Source organism: Paraburkholderia fungorum (assembly GCF_046027215.1).
Classification (GTDB): domain Bacteria; phylum Pseudomonadota; class Gammaproteobacteria; order Burkholderiales; family Burkholderiaceae; genus Paraburkholderia; species Paraburkholderia fungorum_D.
This window is the reverse complement of sequence record NZ_JAQQEN010000002.1, coordinates 2760873-2776340: the sequence shown is the minus strand read 5'-3', so window position 1 is coordinate 2776340 and position 15468 is coordinate 2760873. Positions and strand designations below refer to the sequence as shown.

The following is a 15468-nucleotide window of genomic DNA, read 5'->3' as shown; positions in this document are numbered from 1 at the left end:
ATCAGAGACCAGCGATGGACTGGCCGGCCACCATGCCATCGATGACTTGCTCAGCATAACTGGCCGACGCAATACGCGCGTCGCCCGCCGCGCCGAATGGCGAACGGCTCGGCACGCGAAATACGCGACTGCTGGTCAAGGTGTCGTCGGTGCCGCGCCGGCAGATCCGCACGGCGGCATCGAATCCCGCATCGTAATGACGCGCGCCGTCGATACCGCGCGGTTCGTGTGGATACACCAGCGGATAAATTTCAAGGCCCCGGTAGCTTCTGATGGTCATGCTCATGATGGTCGTCTCCGGTGAAGGCTTTCGCCTGCAGCGTGTTGCCGTGGCTTCAACAGAGCGCCGGGCGAATCGCGCAGCTTTTGCGAAAGCAGTGTGTCAATCGTCAATCGACAATGCGCGCGAACGGCGGCCGCTATAGAAGCGCCGAGCCGATGACACCGCAAAGCTAAGTAGAAGGAAGGGACCCCGTGTGAGCCAGGGTGCTGTGAAGAGCGGCTGTTTGCGCGTCAGGGACTGCGCGGGGCGCGCAGGAGAACTGCAAGCTATTGACTCACTGTAACACGTTAGTACCGTGAGGATCAGGCGGATTTGTGCGCCGCACGCGTGGCAGTTATTTCGTACTCCCGCTTATGATGTGCCGCGCTCTGGGCTGTGGACGTTGCGATTACCCTTGGCATTGCTGTGAAGGGCCCACGCCTGTTTGCGGCAAGCGCGGCATGGTTGAGTCTGAATGTAAAAAGGGCGCCGCGATGGGCGCCCTTTTTACGTCGAGAAACTCTTTCGGCGGCGGACATGCGCCGGACACTGTCCGGCCGCGCGCGCCAGCTAATCAGTTTCCGAAAAACACGTTGCAGTACGACGCCGGGCCGTTGCATTGTGCCGGAGCAGCAGCATGGGCTGCGCCCGAGGCGGCGGCAAACAGGGCGACAGAAGCGATCAGGGCGGAAAGAATGCGTTTCATGGTGCTACTCCTCTTCAGCGTTCGGTTCGCGATCAGGGGTGATCGATGGACTGGAGAATAGCGATTCAGTGCCCGGCTAAAAATGCCGAAGACGGGAAGATATTTTTTCAAATACTGAAAGAATCGCGCGATGTGATCCGTGCGGGCTAGAAGCTTTACTGGCGCGGGGTCTGGCGCATATGCCTGGTCTCACGGTTAACCCGAGGCGTCGCTTTCAATTTGCGCAATAATGTATTTCGCTGTCATAAATCCCGTTACGGCGCGACTAAGTTCATCAGGTCAGCGCTTACTGGCGGGCACATGTTCAATACCGATTCGTTTGCACAGGGACGTGCGGGAAAATGGCGCACGCGTCCCTACGTGGCGCGAGGAAAAATACCCGCTCATGAACCACAACGATTCAACAGACAACCGGCGACAGCCGCGGGCGCGACGACGGAGCGTGCCATGGTGCAAGTAGGCAGGCCGGCGCTCGACGACCCGGTCTATCTGACCCAACTGCGGCGCGACCTGGTGCGCTTCGCGCGCCTGCAACTGCGCGATGCCGCAGCCGCCGAAGACGCAGTCCAGGAAGCGCTCGCCGCCGCATGGACGCAGGCAGACCGGTTCGCCGCGCAATCGGAGCACAAGACGTGGGTGTTCGGCATCCTGCGGCACAAGCTCGTCGATACCTTGCGTGCCCGTCAGCGCACTGTGAACCTGTCGGCACTCGAATCGGAACTCGACGGCGAGGCGCTGCTCGATCGCGAGTTGTTCAAGGACAACGGCCACTGGTCGCGCGAGACCAAGCCGCAACCCTGGCCAACGCCGGAAACCGCGCTGCGTCAGCAGCAGTTCTGGACCTTGTTCGAAATGTGCCTGGAACATCTGCCGGAACATATCGGGCGCGTGTTCATGATGCGCGAATTCCTCGATCTCGATACCGAGGCAATCTGCGCGGAACTACAGATGACCGCCAATCATTGCAGCGTGCTGATCTATCGCGCGCGGCTGCGCCTGCGCACTTGCCTGAGCGAGAAGGGCTTATCGAGAGAGGATGCGAATGGGGAAGTGTAAAAACATCACGCGTCTGTTGTCCGACGCACTCGACCGCTCGTTGACGACCGGCGAATGGGTCGCGATCCGGCTGCATTTGCCGATCTGCAGCGGCTGCCGCAACTACCGCAAGCAGATCCGATTGCTCCGCGTCGCCGCGCATACGGTGAGCGGGATAGCGACGCCGGGCGCGGCCGGCGGAGACGACTGACCGGCAATCGCCTAGCGCTCGCCGGGCGGGGTGTTCCGATACCGCTCGAAGAAGCCCGCGTGCGACGCTTCATCGATGGCGACGGGGTGCGGTTCGGTACGCGCCGGGTGCTTTACCAACTGCGCGCGCGTTCGGATCGGCCGATGCTGGAAATTGCCGCCGCAATTCGGGCACACATTGCGCAGCGTGCTGAGCGCACACACTTCACAGAAGGTGCATTCGTATGTGCAGATCATTGCGTCAGCCGCATTCGGCGGCAGTGATTTGCCGCACCCTTCGCAGGACGGTCTGAGTTCAAGCATAAGTAGCTCCGAAGCGGCTCCGCGTTGACAGGGGCAGCAAGGTGCGGACTCGCACCTTGCATGTGCCGAGGCAGTGTAAGTCGTATGGGTCAGGCGGAATGGACAGCCATGCATCAATTCCTGCCACGAACGACGCTCGCTTCACGCGTCGCCATCACGTCAGCACGGTCCACAAAACGAACGTCAACGCGAGGCCGACGACGGAGACAATCGTTTGCAGCACCGACCACACCCACACCGTCTGTTTCAACTGCAACCCGAAGTACTCGCGCACCATCCAGAAGCCCGCATCGTTCACGTGGCAGAAGAACACCGAGCCGGCCCCGATCGCGAGCGCCATCAGCGAATTGTGCGTGGTGCTGAGGCCCGCCACGACCGGCGCGACGATGCCGGCGGTCGTGGTGGTGGCGACCGTCGCCGAGCCGGTGGCCTGCCGCAGCGCGACGGCGATCAGCCAGGCCAGCAAGATCAACGGCATATGCGCACCTACGGCAATCTTGCCGATCGTCGTGCTGATGCCGGCGACCACGAGCGCCTGCTTGAGACCGCCACCGGCGCCGATGGTCAGCAGGAGCGCGGCGATCGGCGGCAGGCTTTTGCGCAGAATGCCGCCGACCCGATCGCGTGCCATGCCGCGCGACCATCCCAGCGCCACCACGGCGAACAGGACGGTGAGGCCGAGCGCGATCAGTGGCTCGCCCAGAAAATCCAGCGCGTCGAACAGGAAAGTCTCTGGCTTAAGCAAAAGCTTGGCGATGGTTCGACCCAGCATCAGCACAACCGGCAACAGAATCGTGATCAGCGAAATCGCGAAGCCCGGCGGCTCCGCGGTGTCTGGCTGCGCGCTGAAAAGCTTGCCCATTTCTTCCGGTTCGACCACGTGCATCCGCCTGGACAGCCAGATGCCGTACAGCGGGCCCGCGAGAATCACCGCCGGAATCGCGACGATCAGGCCGAGGCCGAGCGTGAGACCAAGATCGGCGTGCAGCGCGCTCACTGCGATCAACGGACCCGGATGCGGCGGCAGCAGCGCGTGCAGGGTGGTCATGCCGGCCAGCGCGGGAATCGCGATACGCAGAATCGGTTGCTGCGAGCGGCGCGCCATCACAAAGATGATCGGCACCATCATCACGAGACCGACTTCGAAGAAGAGCGGCAAGCCGATGATGATCGCCACCAGCGCCATCATCCACGGGAGCGTGCGGGGCGTGGAGTGTCTGAGGATCGTGGAGACGAGCCGGTCGGCCGCGCCCGACTCGGCCATCAGCGCGCCCAGCATGGCCCCCAGCGCGATGATGATGCCGACGTCGCCGAGCAGCGCGCCAGCGCCTTTGCTGAACGCGCTGGCCACGGCCTCGAGCGGCAGACCGGCTGCAAAACCAGCGGCGAACGTGCCGACCAGAATCGACAGGAACGGTGCGAGCTTCAGCACGCTGATGAAAACGATGATCAATGCGAGCCCGAGCACGCACGACAGGATCAATTGGGTGTCGTGGGATGACCACGGCGTGAGTGTTGTCGTCAGATGCACGATGTCCCTTTTGTCGATTGACGCAGCCGCTGCGGCGCGCGGATGACGCCGATTGTAGCGGCGGCTGCGGATGTGGCGCGCCGGTTGCGTAAATCGGGGCCATGGTGGACCGTGAAGCGAAGGATGACGCGTCGAGCCTTGTTTGGGTCGGTTTCTTTCGGCGTGATTTGCTTATGCGAATTTATCGGTTCGTCCAGGCTAGCAGACGAATTATTGTCGGAGGCAATCGGTCCGTTTTGCGGCCGTCTTTTTATTGAGCACTTTTATGTCCCATCATTCGCTGCTCTCGCGTCGTGCGTTTATCGCCGGCATGGGCGCCTCGCTGGCCACCGCCGCTTTGCCTCTCGTCTCGTCGTCTGTTTTCGCCGCGGGCGCTCGCGCCAAAGAATTCCGGATCGGCTACCAGAAAGCGGCCAGTACGTTGGTGCTGCTAAAGGCTCACGGCACGCTCGAAAAGCGGCTCGCGCCGCTCGGCATCACAGTCAAGTGGACCGAGTTTCCGGCTGGACCGCAGTTGCTCGAAGGCCTGAATGTCGGCGCGATCGACTTCGGCTATGTCGGCGAAGCGCCGCCGGTGTTCGCGCAGGCAGCCGGCGCAAACTTCGTCTACGCCGCGTATGAAATTCCGACGCCGCACGCAGAGGGCATTCTCGTCCATCAGGATGCGCCGATCAAAACGCTTGCCGATCTAAAGGGTAAGAAAATTGCCTTTAATAAAGGCTCCGACGTTCACTGGTTCCTGGTCGCGGCGTTACAGAAGGGCGGCGTGAAATACAGCGACATCCAGCCGGTCTTTCTGGCGCCCGCCGATGCGCGCGCGGCGTTCGAACGCGGTGCGATCGACGCGTGGGCCATCTGGGATCCGTTCCTCGAAGCGGCGAAACGGCAGTCGAATGCGCGCCTGCTCGCTGACGCCAGCGGCATCGTGAGCCACCACCAGTTTTTCCTGAGCGCGCGGCCGTTCGCGCAGCAAAATGGCGACGTGATCGCGATCGTGATGGACGAAGTGGGCAAGGAAGGCGCCTGGATACGCGGCCACTACAGCGAGGCAGCCGCGCAGCTTGCACCGATTCAGGGGCTGGATGCAGGCGTGATCGAGGCAGGCTTGCGGCATTACGAGCACATCTACAAACCGGTCGATGCGAATGTGCTGGCGGAACAACAACGTATCGCCGACACGTTCAACGAGCTGCGCATCATTCCGACGAAGATTGTGACGAAAGACGCGGTGCTGACGGCCAAGGCGTAAAGCGGCCACACCGCACTGTTTCGACGCCTAGACAAACAGCGCCCCGACATTTTCCGGCGGGCGGCCGATCACCGCTCGGCCGTTGCGCACGACGATGGGGCGTTGCAAAAGAATGGGGTGCGCCGCTAACGCTTCGTATAACTGAGCGTCGCTCAAAGCAGGGTCCGCGAGTTGGAGATCCTTGTACTCGGCTTCCGTGTCGCGGATCATCTCGCGCACCGTGCAGCCTAATTGCGCATTGAGCTGTTTCAGTTGCGCGACGGTGGGAGGCTGCTGCAGGTAGTCGACAATTTCCGTAGGTTCGTTGGCGCTGTTATAGGTGTTGGCGATGAGCTCGCATGCAGCGCGCGATTTTGAACAACGGGCGTTGTGGTAGATGGTGATCATGGTGGGTTATATCTGGCTTGGCTGGGTCGGTTGCTGGATGGGTGTTCGTGGTGGATTTTAGCGGGTGTCAGAGGGACGGGGTTGATAGGGTGGTGCTCCTGGCGTGCGCCCCTTGTAATGTGGCGACCTGGCTTGTAGTGGTGGAGCGCAACGTTACACATACTCACCGGTCACGGCCGGCTTGTTGGTTATGTTTTCCACCCTTGTTTGCCGACGCTGCTTCAGCGCGCATGCGTGTCTCCTGACTCTTGTACAGGCGGCAACTGGTCGGTGACATCAGTAGCCACGTACGCTGCATCGGCGAATTAGGATCGGGCACGGCAGGCGCCGTCAGAAGGCGGTATTTGGCGCTGCGAGCTGCGCTGGTTTATGCGCATAAAGTGCGTCTCGATCGCCGCGACAGCAAGGGCTTAGATTCGAGCGGCGCCATGGTCCCACCAATATCGAGCACACCCAAGAGACTTGCGCAGTGACGGCTGCGGGTATCGCTTGCAACCGTCATCGCAAACTCACCTCCTCTCTGCCACAGTGGCGTCTCACCTCGCCACTTCAAATTTCCCTTCATCCGACAATCTGCAGCGGGAGCCGGAAGGACTTTATGCGCATAAAGGTCCGCGCACTGTCCGCGCATTCGACTAGCAGGCTCTTCCACGCCGCTTCTGTTGATGAAGGCTCAAAGCCCTCCACTTCACCCGTCCTCCGTGGTCATCCGTTGCGCGCGCACCCTTTATGCGCATAAACCTATCCCGAATGGCGATTTCTTCTCGCGTTTACACAAAAACATTGAAATGCGAATTCATCCAGGTAAAATCCATTTGCGTCTAAAAAGAGGAGGTGAAGATTGGCAGCAGAAATCATCGCGGTAACTCAGCAGAAGGGCGGGGTCGGGAAGAGCACCATCGCGATGCACCTCGGCGCTGCATTCCATGAGAAAGGCAAACGCGTCCTCGTCGTAGACGCAGATGGTCAAAACACACTGATCCACTGGGCCAGTGCATCATCGGACAGCGAATCCGGCATCCCGTTTCCAGTCGTTAATCTCTCTGAGGCCGGCAGCCAGATCCATCGCGAGATCAAGAAGTTTGTCGCGGACTACGACATCATCGTCGTAGACTGCCCGCCCTCCATCACCGAGAAAGTATCCGGCGTCGTGCTGCTCGCAGCGAGCGTCGCCGTCATTCCGACGTCGTCATCGCCTGCCGACTATTGGTCAAGCGTGGGATTGGTGAAGCTCGTCCAGCAAGCCCAGGTCATGAACGAAGACCTGCGCTCAGTCTTTCTGCTCAATAAGACAGAAGAGAAGCGGATGCTGACGCGCGAGTTGAAGCGCGCATTGGAAGAACTCGGCTTCCCGTTGCTCAAAACCCAGATTCCGACGCGCGAAGCATATAAGCAGGCGATGGCGTTGGGACAGACAGTGCTTCAGATGAACGATCGCGGCGCCAAACTTGCCGCCATCGAAATACGGGCGTGCGCCAACGAGATCGCCGCCCTGCTTCCGTGAATTTATGCGCATAAAGGACCCTGAATGAAACCCTCCCAATTCGCCAAAGGCTTTCAAGCACGTCCTGATACGACCAGCAGCGAAAAACGGACCGCTCTCGATCGCCTGAATGCGATCGACGGTTTGGTTAAGAACGGCGCGAAAAATAGCGATGCGCCGCCCCAGACAATCCACTCGGTCGCGTCACTCGCTCTGGCAGAAGCGGACCCGGTTGACGCAGCTAACGAATCGAGCGCCTATCGCACATGGCGTATCGAGCAAGGTTATCGGCCGGGCCAGGTGATCGAGCTCGCCCTGAAGACGATCAAGCCGAGCCCCTTCAACCCCAGGCATTTCTATCTGAAATCGTCGATCGCCGAACTGGCCGTCAACCTTGCCAAGCAGGGACAGCAGCAGGCGATTCACGTCATTCCCGATTACGACAATCCCGGCACCTACTTCGTCAGCGACGGTGGCCGTCGCGTCCGGGCGCTCAAGGAAGCGAACAAGGAGTCGGTGAAGGCGATCGTTATCGATCTGCCGATCGGCATTCAGAGCTACAAGCTCGGCTACGACCTCAACGTCCAGCGCGACTCGCAGACGGTATTCGACAATGCGGTCGTCTGGAAACGCTTTCTCGAGGACCGGCACTTTCAGAGCCAGAAAGAGCTCGCCGAGCATCTCGGACTGGACGAGTCGACCGTCGCTGTAGCCTTGTCGATCGCCAAGTTGCCTGAAGCCGTCATGCATGAGATGGTCGCGCGACCCGATCGCTTCGGTTCGAACATGGCGTATCAGGTAGGTCGTTATCACACGGCCCGCGGCGCCGACGCAACGCTGCGTCTGATCAACAAGATTCTGTCGGACGATCTGAGTACGCGGCAAGTCGCGGACATCGTGAAGGGCAGGGCAAGCGCACAGGAAAGCACCAAACCGGCCGGGCGGCAACGCTATGCACAGCGTCTGGAAATCAAGCTTGGGGGTGTCTCGGTTGGCGATCTGAAATCATATGGCGACGACCGGATCGAACTGCGCCTGAAGGGCCTCACGCGCGAAAAGCGTGACGATATTCTTCGCCAGATTGAAAAGATGCTGAAGTAAGCGCAGTGCAGGGGACGGCGGCTGGGGGCCGCCGCCGTCTCACGTAGCATCACGCCGCGCGCGATTGGCTCAGCGTGAAGGCGAGCAGGTCGCCATCAGTGGGTTCGCCCCAGGTCTTGCGAGCCAGCCAGTCGAAAAACGCCGTTTCGACAATTTTCGAATCCAGCCCACGACGACGCCAGTCGTCCCGCATGTGCGTGCCGAGATCCGGCAGTTCGTCTTCTTCAAACGACTGCCGCGCAATCTCCCGCTCTGACTCACCTTGCTCGTCGTAGAGTTCGCGCGCTTCCTTGCGGCGATATGCCGAATACTCGCCGAGCAGGCGCGCCTTCAGGTCGTCGGCCGGCGCAGCCACCGCCGCCTTGCCACCACCCGCAGACGGCAATGTCTCGACCGGCGGCGCATAACCTTTCTTCAGCGCGTCCTTGAACAGCGCCGGCGCACTGCGCACCGGCGGCAACGACGTGCTGCGCATGCGTTGCTCGGTCATTTGCAACGCAGCGCGAATCCGATTTTCTTCGCTATCGGCATACAGCGTTTGTGCTTCCTTCAGCGGAATGCCGATCTTCACCATGCGGTCGACCAGCGTGCTGTCAAACACATTCGGATGCTCATCCAGCGCAAGCATCGGTTGCTTGCGCTCGGTCACGCGGAACTGGATTTCGGCGACACGCCGTCCTTCCCGGTGTTCGATCAATTCGACGAAGATGTTGGTGACAGCATTCACCTCGGCGATGGCCGGGCGCAGGTAATCACGCTTGAAGTATTTGTACTCGCGCTTCGCTTCGTCGCCCGCTTCCGTATCCGGCGTGCCGGAGAGGATAGGCCGCCACCATTCCCACGACTCGCGCATGGTCAGATGACTCGGGTTGGTCAGGTAGCGCACGCAAATCTCGTAAAGCGCGAGACCCGCACTACTGCGCAACTGGCTCTGGAACTGCAGACTCAGGCGTGCGTACTGAACCGGATCGAGCAGCTTCTTCTTGATCTTTGGCGCGAACGAAAATTCGACCCAGACACGACGGGTGGTAGGGTCTTCGAGAATTTCCGCATCGGCGATCAGCGTGGAAATACCCCATTTCCGGCCCGGCTTCTGGCTGGACGTGCCGGTACTCCATTCGACCTGCACCGAGACCATGCGCCGCAAGTGCTCTTTCACGAGCGCGGTGTCGTTCGAATCGAACGCCGAATTGGCGACGATGTCCGATAGCAACGCCCGGTAAGTGTCGCCGGACTCGTCCGCTTGCTGGGCGACGGCGAGGAGCACGTTGAACAGCTTGCGGGTGAGGAGCGTGATCTTGCCACTCTTGGGCTGGATGGCGATCGCCTCGACGGCCTTGCGCAATTCGGCCGAGCTCGGGCTCACTACATCGGTCTTCTTCGCGCGCTTCGTGGCCATGCGTCTGGTCGAGGAGGGATTTGGCGAGAGCATACCGACTGCGGTGATGCACGTCTATAGCGTGGGTCTCACCGTTCCCGGTGAAGTGAGTTTACGAGGAGCGACTCACCTCGAGCGACTCCCGAAAAGCCTCACCTCACCGATTTCGCGCCAGGTTCGGGCCATCCTTGCAGGTCGCGGCATCCCGAAACCCCGGTCCATTCCGGACCGGCCGTGAACCGAAGCGATTCGATCCCGAATCATCTCACCTCAAAAAATTCTGATGGATTTCGACCGCGTGAATGTGACGGGGGGCGCTCACTCCTTCCAACCCGGGACGGAAGCACCCAGTCTGTTCCCGGACGATAGGGGAGGGGACTAACGAAGTCGGCAATCCGGCGCCGCCCCGCCGAAATGCATCCCGGCTCGATTGTTACGGATGCCATCCCCTGCTCACCTAGCGGTTCGGCTTGCCCACCAAGCCCCAACGCCGGCATGGGGGGCGGCCGCTCACGGGCCGGCGCCACCTGACCCCCTACGGGACGGCGCAGACAGCGCAGCACAAACGGGGGCCGGCGTGCTATCCATTGAGCGGAACGTGACCCAAACCATAGCGATACATCCGCCCTCGAACGTAGCGACAGCTGCCGCAGCATCGTATCCACCAGGTGACAGGATTCGAATTAAGGCATCCCCTTTTCGCTCTTAGCCGGTACGCCAGCGCCGAGTTGCCGCAGACTCCCCCGAAAAAGCTCACCTTAGTGCGCGCCGAGCACTTGGAACGACGCGGCATTCCGACCCGGGGACCGAAAAAAGCACCTCTAACTAGTCCCGTAAAACCTCACCTTTACGCCTAAACGCCGCTGCGGCCATGTCCGGAACAGAACTCCCGAAAAGCCTCACCTTTGCGCAGCGCATCAAAATTATTCAATGATTTCATCGGCTTATAACCGATTCCCAGCAGGCCTCCCAGGCGTCAGTCTCCCGCATTTCCTCACCTTAAGCAGCGTCTTCATGAAACATGGCATTTCCAGGTGTCGTGGCAAAGGTCCCGAAAAACCTCACCCTTCGAATCCAGGAGCAGAGAAATCGGAACGCGTCCGACAAGGTCTGTAGGGCCTTTCCCGCCCGTTCCGGCGATTTTGGTCCTGCATTTCCTCACCTTTGCGATCGTCAGCGCTCAAAAACGCTCCCGAAAAACCTCACCTCTGGCCAAAACTGCACGATTGACGGCACGATGTTCCGTCCCAAACCATACCTCCCGAATTAGCTCACCTTTGATCACGGTCATCGCCAGGTCCGTGCACGTCATTGAGAAGAATCCCGGTCAAAACACGTCGCGGCTCCCGCAAAACCTCACCTTAGGCACCTGAATGCCCAGATTTAAGGCAAAAATCACATCACTTCCCCGAAAAGTCTCACCTTCGGTTCGCGTTTTCTCCCGTCTTGACTCACCAATGGGGTTTGAGAGGCCAAAATAAGGCCAAAAATAGGGGGCCACGACAGTCCCGAAAGCGCTCACCTCAGACGCAGCCGCGCTCCGGCCCCGTCTTCGAGCGCTACCGGGCGATCCCGGGCGGCCAGGTCCCGCAAAACCTCACCTTTCGCAAAACTGCATTTTGGGGGTGTCTCCTGAACCCGCTCACGTTCGGTCCCGGACCCGCTCACCGACGTCCCCGAACCTCATCACTTAACCCTCCCGCAAGCCCTCACCACTTCTCCCGTAAAGCTTCACCTTACCGGGCTGGGAACCCCTTCTGGTAAGGGTTTGCCGTGGCGTTAACGTTTTTAACATGGGTTCAAAGGTGTTTACTTTTATTACTCTCTAGACTTTGCCCCGCGTGTCCTTCGGACAAAGACCTCCACCCCCTCAGCCCACAGTAAGCAGAGCGTGAAACAGTGCTCGATCTGCAAAAAACAGCTGGAATCTGTTTCATTACAATGACTTATTGGCTATTCTTCGTTTTGTTTCACGGAAAAACCCGGGCGGCCACGGTATACCGGGCTAGCGGGAGCCTCAGAACTTACTCATTCGCTCCAACGGACTGGTAACACACAAATACGTAATGATTGGTACGTAAATTGTTATGATCAATCCAATTCGAGCGACATCGAGGTATTTATGAATCTGGATCAGGAACGGCAAGCCATCCGCGACGAGCTTGAATCGCTGCGGGCAAACGGAGCACGGCGTCAGGAACTCTCCCTGCATGCATGCAAGCGACTTTTTTTCGATCTGGGAATTCGTCCGTCAATGGCTACCGTTCGCGACCTGACTCAAACAGGTAGCGCGAGCGATATACCAAAGGACATCGACAACTTCTGGGAACGCATCCGGAGTGTGTCGCGCGTCAAGGTCGGCGCAGGCGCCATTCCGAAAGCGCTGGAGGACAGAGCCGGCGAGCTTCTTGGCGCACTATTCGAGGAAGCCGTTGCGCAGGCCCGTTCAACGCTCGACGATGAGCGCGAAGAAGTCCGCGCGCAAATTGCTGAAGCCAACCAATGTGCGCGAGAAGCTGACATTCGTCGGGATGCGTCGGAAGAAGCCGTACGGCGCAGCGAACTGCGGGCGGAAGTCGCGTGGGAACGTGTTCGTGCGCTCGAAACTCAGTTATCCAGTACCACCACGCATGGGACTGCTCACCAGGAAGGCTTGCAGGCAACGGTCCGGCGGCTCGAGCACGAAAATGAAGCCATTCGCCAACGCCTCGATACCGAGCAAGCAACCAACGCAACGCTTCGCGACCGGATCGACAGCTTGCATGTCGAATTACGCCAGAGCACCGAGCACTATGCGCAACAGATCAAAGACGCGGTCGCCGAAGCAGAGCGGCGCGTCAAGCCGATGCTGGTCGAGCTCGACTCACTGCGTAGCATGGCCGCCACCTATCAGTCGGGTGTGCGCGACGCAAGTCGCAAGGAATTCGAGTTTATTCAGCAGATCGCTACGGCCAAGGCTCGCGGTGACCGGCTCGACGCGCAACTGCGCGATCAATCGGACGAACTCGACGCGTTGACGAAAGAAATCGCCGTCCTGCGCGGACAACAAGGGATCGACCCGGCGGTCGCGAGCCTTTTATGTTCGCTAGTCGAAGCAGGTCGCCTTACCAACCACGAGTTGAGGACGCTCGGCACGACTGTGGATGGCCATGTCACGCTGCCACTGCGCTGCCCAAAATGTGAGGAAGGTGAGCCGGAGTTATCTCAGGTCGATCACCGCTTTGAGTTGCAGTGTCCGGAATGCGACCATTCGTCGGGGCCCGGCGAATCACGGCTGGAAGCGGTTAGCCGGTTTTTATCGAACGGATCGATAACGGCGTCGGCGTGACGGGCCGACGCGGGTGCAATAGAGGAAAAATTGCTAAAGGTGAGGAAATTCGGGACCGCGAGCGTGAGCGTTTTCAGGACTCATCCGCTCCCGCTTTTCTCGTCGAACGCCCGTCCCGTCTGGGTGCCGGCAGCGGCGGAGCGGCAGGATCGGGCTCGTCGACGATGGGCATTTCCTGCTGATCCATCCATGTTTGCCATGCGCGATGCAGACGGTTAGCGGACACTGCCTGTACAAATCCCAGCCACTGCCCGACCAGTTCCGCCTCAACCCCGCTTTCAAATAGATCTGCCGCAAAAGTGTTGCGCAGCGTTTGCGGACTTGCGCGCGATGTTCTCGACGCGGCTATCCCCGCGGCGTCGACCAGCGAGTCGACCGCGCGCAACATGGTCGCCTTGTGCATCGGCCGTCCCGAGGGTGATGCGGGGAACACCAGATTGCCGGCCAGTTCGGACAGGCGCCGTTCGGCAAGCCATGCATCGAGAATGGCGACGGCGAATGGCGTGAGTCGGGTGCGACGAGTCAGCATTGGATTCGCCGACTCGATCGTGACCCACGGCGAGCCGGCAGTCACGCAACTAACCGTAAGTCCTGCCGCTTCGCCCGTCTTTAATCCGCCGCCAAGAAATACCGCGATCAACGCGCGATCGCGTCGCTCCCTCCAGCGCTGCGCCGCGGATAAATTCGTCAATGGCGAAAACAGATGAGCGATCAGCGCGGCGCGTTCAGCGTGGTTGAGAAAACCTGTTGGCTCGTTATCGCGGGCGTTTCGCCATGCGGCTTCCCCATCCTGAGCAATGAAGCGCGCCGGATTGGTGGATGCCGATTCGATCTCGCGCACGTGGTCCAGTACGCGTTCAATCAGGCGCAAATACCTGACACGTTGAGGTTTTCGTATGGCCAGACCGGCGACGAATTCAGCGATCGCCCGCGTATCGACCGTGACCAGACTTTTATGGCGTAGAGCGAGCCAGTCGAGGAAAAGCCCCCACTGAGCTTGATAAACCGACGCCGACGAATGCCTGAAATGCTGCTTGGCCAGCCAGGCGTCGAAAGCGATTTGCGGGTCGCGACGCCAGTCTTCGCGTTCCTGGTCGAAGAGATCGGTAGATGGCGCAGGGCGTGGGACGGGGTCGAGCAGGTGAGGAGGCGACATAGACTATCCTTCCGTTAGTTGCGCACATTGTAGGTCGCAACCAAATGAAAACAGCTCCTTCAGCCGCCCCACGCCCTCGCGCGTTTTAGCGGAGCAGCGTCAGAAGCCGGTTGCGCGGCGCGGCGTGCCGCTTCCTCGTAAGCGGAAACTGCAAACGCGAATACTGCCGGTAGCGCCGTGGATGTGCCGAAATCCACCGCTTCGTCTGTTTCGGGATAAGGCAAATCAGACGGCCGTTGAAACAGACCGAGCATCAGCGCGTCGTGACGGCTGGCAAAGCCGAGATCCGCCAAGGCCTCGGCTTCGATGGCGTGTAGCAATCGCCAGCTGAGCGGAACCTGCTGCACGATGTAGCGCGCTGCAATATTGCGCACGATGTGTTCGAGATCGCGCGCGGCGGTTTGGAAGCGCAGCGCGGCCAGATCATGGTCGGCATGGCGGGTCGTCAGGTCGTTCATTATCGGCTCCAGTCGATGCCCTATACTGTACAAATATACAGTGTCGAGTGCAACCTCGGCCGAACGGCCGACCGTGCCCAAAAGAGCGCCAAACTTCGCTGACGGTGCGCCCGGAACTCAGCCGTGTATCACCACAAGCAGCGCTTTTGCCTCGCTTTTGCCGGCGTTGCGGATCGCGTGCGGCTCATCGGCCACATACCGCGCCGTGTCCGCGGCCTTGAGCCGCCGGGTCGTGCCCGCCGCTTCGATTTCGATTGATCCCTGCAACACGGTCAGATGCTCACGCGTGCCGGGTTCGTGCGCATTCGACACCAGCGCCCCACCCGCTTGCAGCGTCAACTCATACCACTCGAACTTGCCGGCCAGCTCGATTGGCCCCCACACACGCAACTGATATTTTGCGTCGTGCCCGCTCAACGTCGGAATGTCGTGCGGACCGGACACCGCGATCGCCTCGGGCGCCTTCTGAGGTGCGAACAGCGAATCGAGGCTCACGCCGAGCGCGTTAGTCAGCCGCCAGGCGACCGCGATGGTGGGATTCGCCTTGTCGCGTTCGATTTCCGAGAGCATCGATTTCGACACGCCAGCTGCGCGCGACAGATCGTCGAGCGTCATGCGCCGCTCTGCGCGCAGACGCTGAATCTGCTCGCCCACGCGCGGTGGCGCAGCGATTGCCGGGACGGAAGTGGGTGTCGCGCTGGCGGCCGCGCGGCGGGTCCCCGAACTTGCCATTTACTGACCTATCGTTTAGAGTTGTTCGACATACCGGATTTTAGTTCGGAAAAACGAAAATATCCGATAAAACTGACAGTCGACTATAACAGGCCGCCCCGTCGCCGCAAATGCCGCAGCGCGCTGGCCGCGGGCGCTACTACCCATTC

General features: G+C 60.2%; 15 protein-coding genes. 6 read left to right on the top strand and 9 right to left on the bottom strand.

Translation table 11 applies throughout. The annotated features are described in order from the left end of the window. Window position 1: 1 nt before the first annotated feature. Window positions 2–280, bottom strand: coding sequence for a hypothetical protein (locus PQR27_RS32790; RefSeq protein WP_408528375.1), 279 nt, complete (start codon window positions 278–280; stop codon window positions 2–4). Between the two features lie 556 nt (window positions 281–836). Beyond that, window positions 837–968, bottom strand: a complete 132-nt coding sequence (locus PQR27_RS32785) for a hypothetical protein (RefSeq protein ID WP_257030615.1) — start codon at window positions 966–968, stop codon at window positions 837–839. A gap of 450 nt (window positions 969–1418) precedes the next feature. On the opposite strand from PQR27_RS32785, the gene PQR27_RS32780 reads away from it, so the two are divergent. Together PQR27_RS32780 and PQR27_RS32775 are read left to right on the top strand one after the other, a co-directional pair. Then, a complete protein-coding gene (locus tag PQR27_RS32780) occupies window positions 1419–2024 on the top strand; it encodes an RNA polymerase factor sigma-70 (RefSeq protein WP_408528374.1) in 606 nt (201 codons plus the stop codon). After that, complete coding sequence (locus PQR27_RS32775) at window positions 2011–2214, top strand: zf-HC2 domain-containing protein (RefSeq protein WP_408527702.1); 204 nt, start codon at window positions 2011–2013, stop codon at window positions 2212–2214. Before PQR27_RS32780 ends, PQR27_RS32775 begins: the two co-directional genes overlap by 14 nt. An 11-nt stretch (window positions 2215–2225) precedes the next feature. On the opposite strand, the gene PQR27_RS32770 is transcribed toward PQR27_RS32775, so the two are convergent. Beyond that, entirely contained in the window at window positions 2226–2516 is a 291-nt protein-coding gene (locus tag PQR27_RS32770; protein WP_408527701.1) for a DUF1272 domain-containing protein, read from the bottom strand. 154 nt (window positions 2517–2670) lie between these two features. Beyond that, window positions 2671–4047, bottom strand: a complete 1377-nt coding sequence (locus PQR27_RS32765) for a GntT/GntP/DsdX family permease (protein ID WP_408527700.1) — start codon at window positions 4045–4047, stop codon at window positions 2671–2673. A gap of 265 nt (window positions 4048–4312) precedes the next feature. Between PQR27_RS32765 and PQR27_RS32760 the strand changes: the two genes are divergently transcribed. After that, complete coding sequence (locus PQR27_RS32760) at window positions 4313–5296, top strand: sulfonate ABC transporter substrate-binding protein (RefSeq protein ID WP_408527699.1); 984 nt, start codon at window positions 4313–4315, stop codon at window positions 5294–5296. A gap of 27 nt (window positions 5297–5323) precedes the next feature. On the opposite strand, the gene arsC is transcribed toward PQR27_RS32760, so the two are convergent. Further along, window positions 5324–5683 carry an arsenate reductase (glutaredoxin) gene (arsC, locus tag PQR27_RS32755; protein WP_408527698.1) on the bottom strand — a complete coding sequence of 120 codons (360 nt, stop codon included), beginning with the start codon at window positions 5681–5683 and terminating at the stop codon, window positions 5324–5326. 841 nt (window positions 5684–6524) lie between these two features. On the opposite strand from arsC, the gene parA reads away from it, so the two are divergent. Together parA and PQR27_RS32745 are read left to right on the top strand one after the other, a co-directional pair. Next, a complete protein-coding gene (parA, locus tag PQR27_RS32750; RefSeq protein ID WP_408527697.1) occupies window positions 6525–7187 on the top strand; it encodes a ParA family partition ATPase in 663 nt (220 codons plus the stop codon). 24 nt (window positions 7188–7211) lie between these two features. Further along, window positions 7212–8267 carry a ParB/RepB/Spo0J family partition protein gene (locus PQR27_RS32745; protein WP_408527696.1) on the top strand — a complete coding sequence of 352 codons (1056 nt, stop codon included), beginning with the start codon at window positions 7212–7214 and terminating at the stop codon, window positions 8265–8267. Between the two features lie 49 nt (window positions 8268–8316). On the opposite strand, the gene PQR27_RS32740 is transcribed toward PQR27_RS32745, so the two are convergent. Further along, window positions 8317–9666, bottom strand: a complete 1350-nt coding sequence (locus PQR27_RS32740) for a replication initiation protein (RefSeq protein WP_408527695.1) — start codon at window positions 9664–9666, stop codon at window positions 8317–8319. A 2101-nt stretch (window positions 9667–11767) separates the two neighbouring features. Here PQR27_RS32740 and PQR27_RS32735 point away from each other — a divergent pair. Continuing rightward, complete coding sequence (locus tag PQR27_RS32735) at window positions 11768–12973, top strand: DNA-binding protein (RefSeq protein ID WP_408527694.1); 1206 nt, start codon at window positions 11768–11770, stop codon at window positions 12971–12973. A gap of 73 nt (window positions 12974–13046) precedes the next feature. Here the strand turns inward: PQR27_RS32735 and PQR27_RS32730 are convergent, their stop codons facing one another. The 3 genes from PQR27_RS32730 to PQR27_RS32720 form a co-directional block, all read right to left on the bottom strand. Then, window positions 13047–14129 (bottom strand): tyrosine-type recombinase/integrase, encoded by a 1083-nt coding sequence (locus tag PQR27_RS32730; RefSeq protein WP_408527693.1) that lies wholly within the window; start codon window positions 14127–14129, stop codon window positions 13047–13049. A gap of 59 nt (window positions 14130–14188) precedes the next feature. Continuing rightward, window positions 14189–14587 (bottom strand): DUF2471 family protein, encoded by a 399-nt coding sequence (locus PQR27_RS32725; RefSeq protein ID WP_408527692.1) that lies wholly within the window; start codon window positions 14585–14587, stop codon window positions 14189–14191. 117 nt (window positions 14588–14704) lie between these two features. Further along, the gene (locus PQR27_RS32720; protein ID WP_408527691.1) at window positions 14705–15319 is read right to left on the bottom strand and encodes a helix-turn-helix domain-containing protein; all 615 of its coding nucleotides are present in this window, start codon (window positions 15317–15319) and stop codon (window positions 14705–14707) included. Between the last annotated feature and the right edge of the window lie 149 nt (window positions 15320–15468).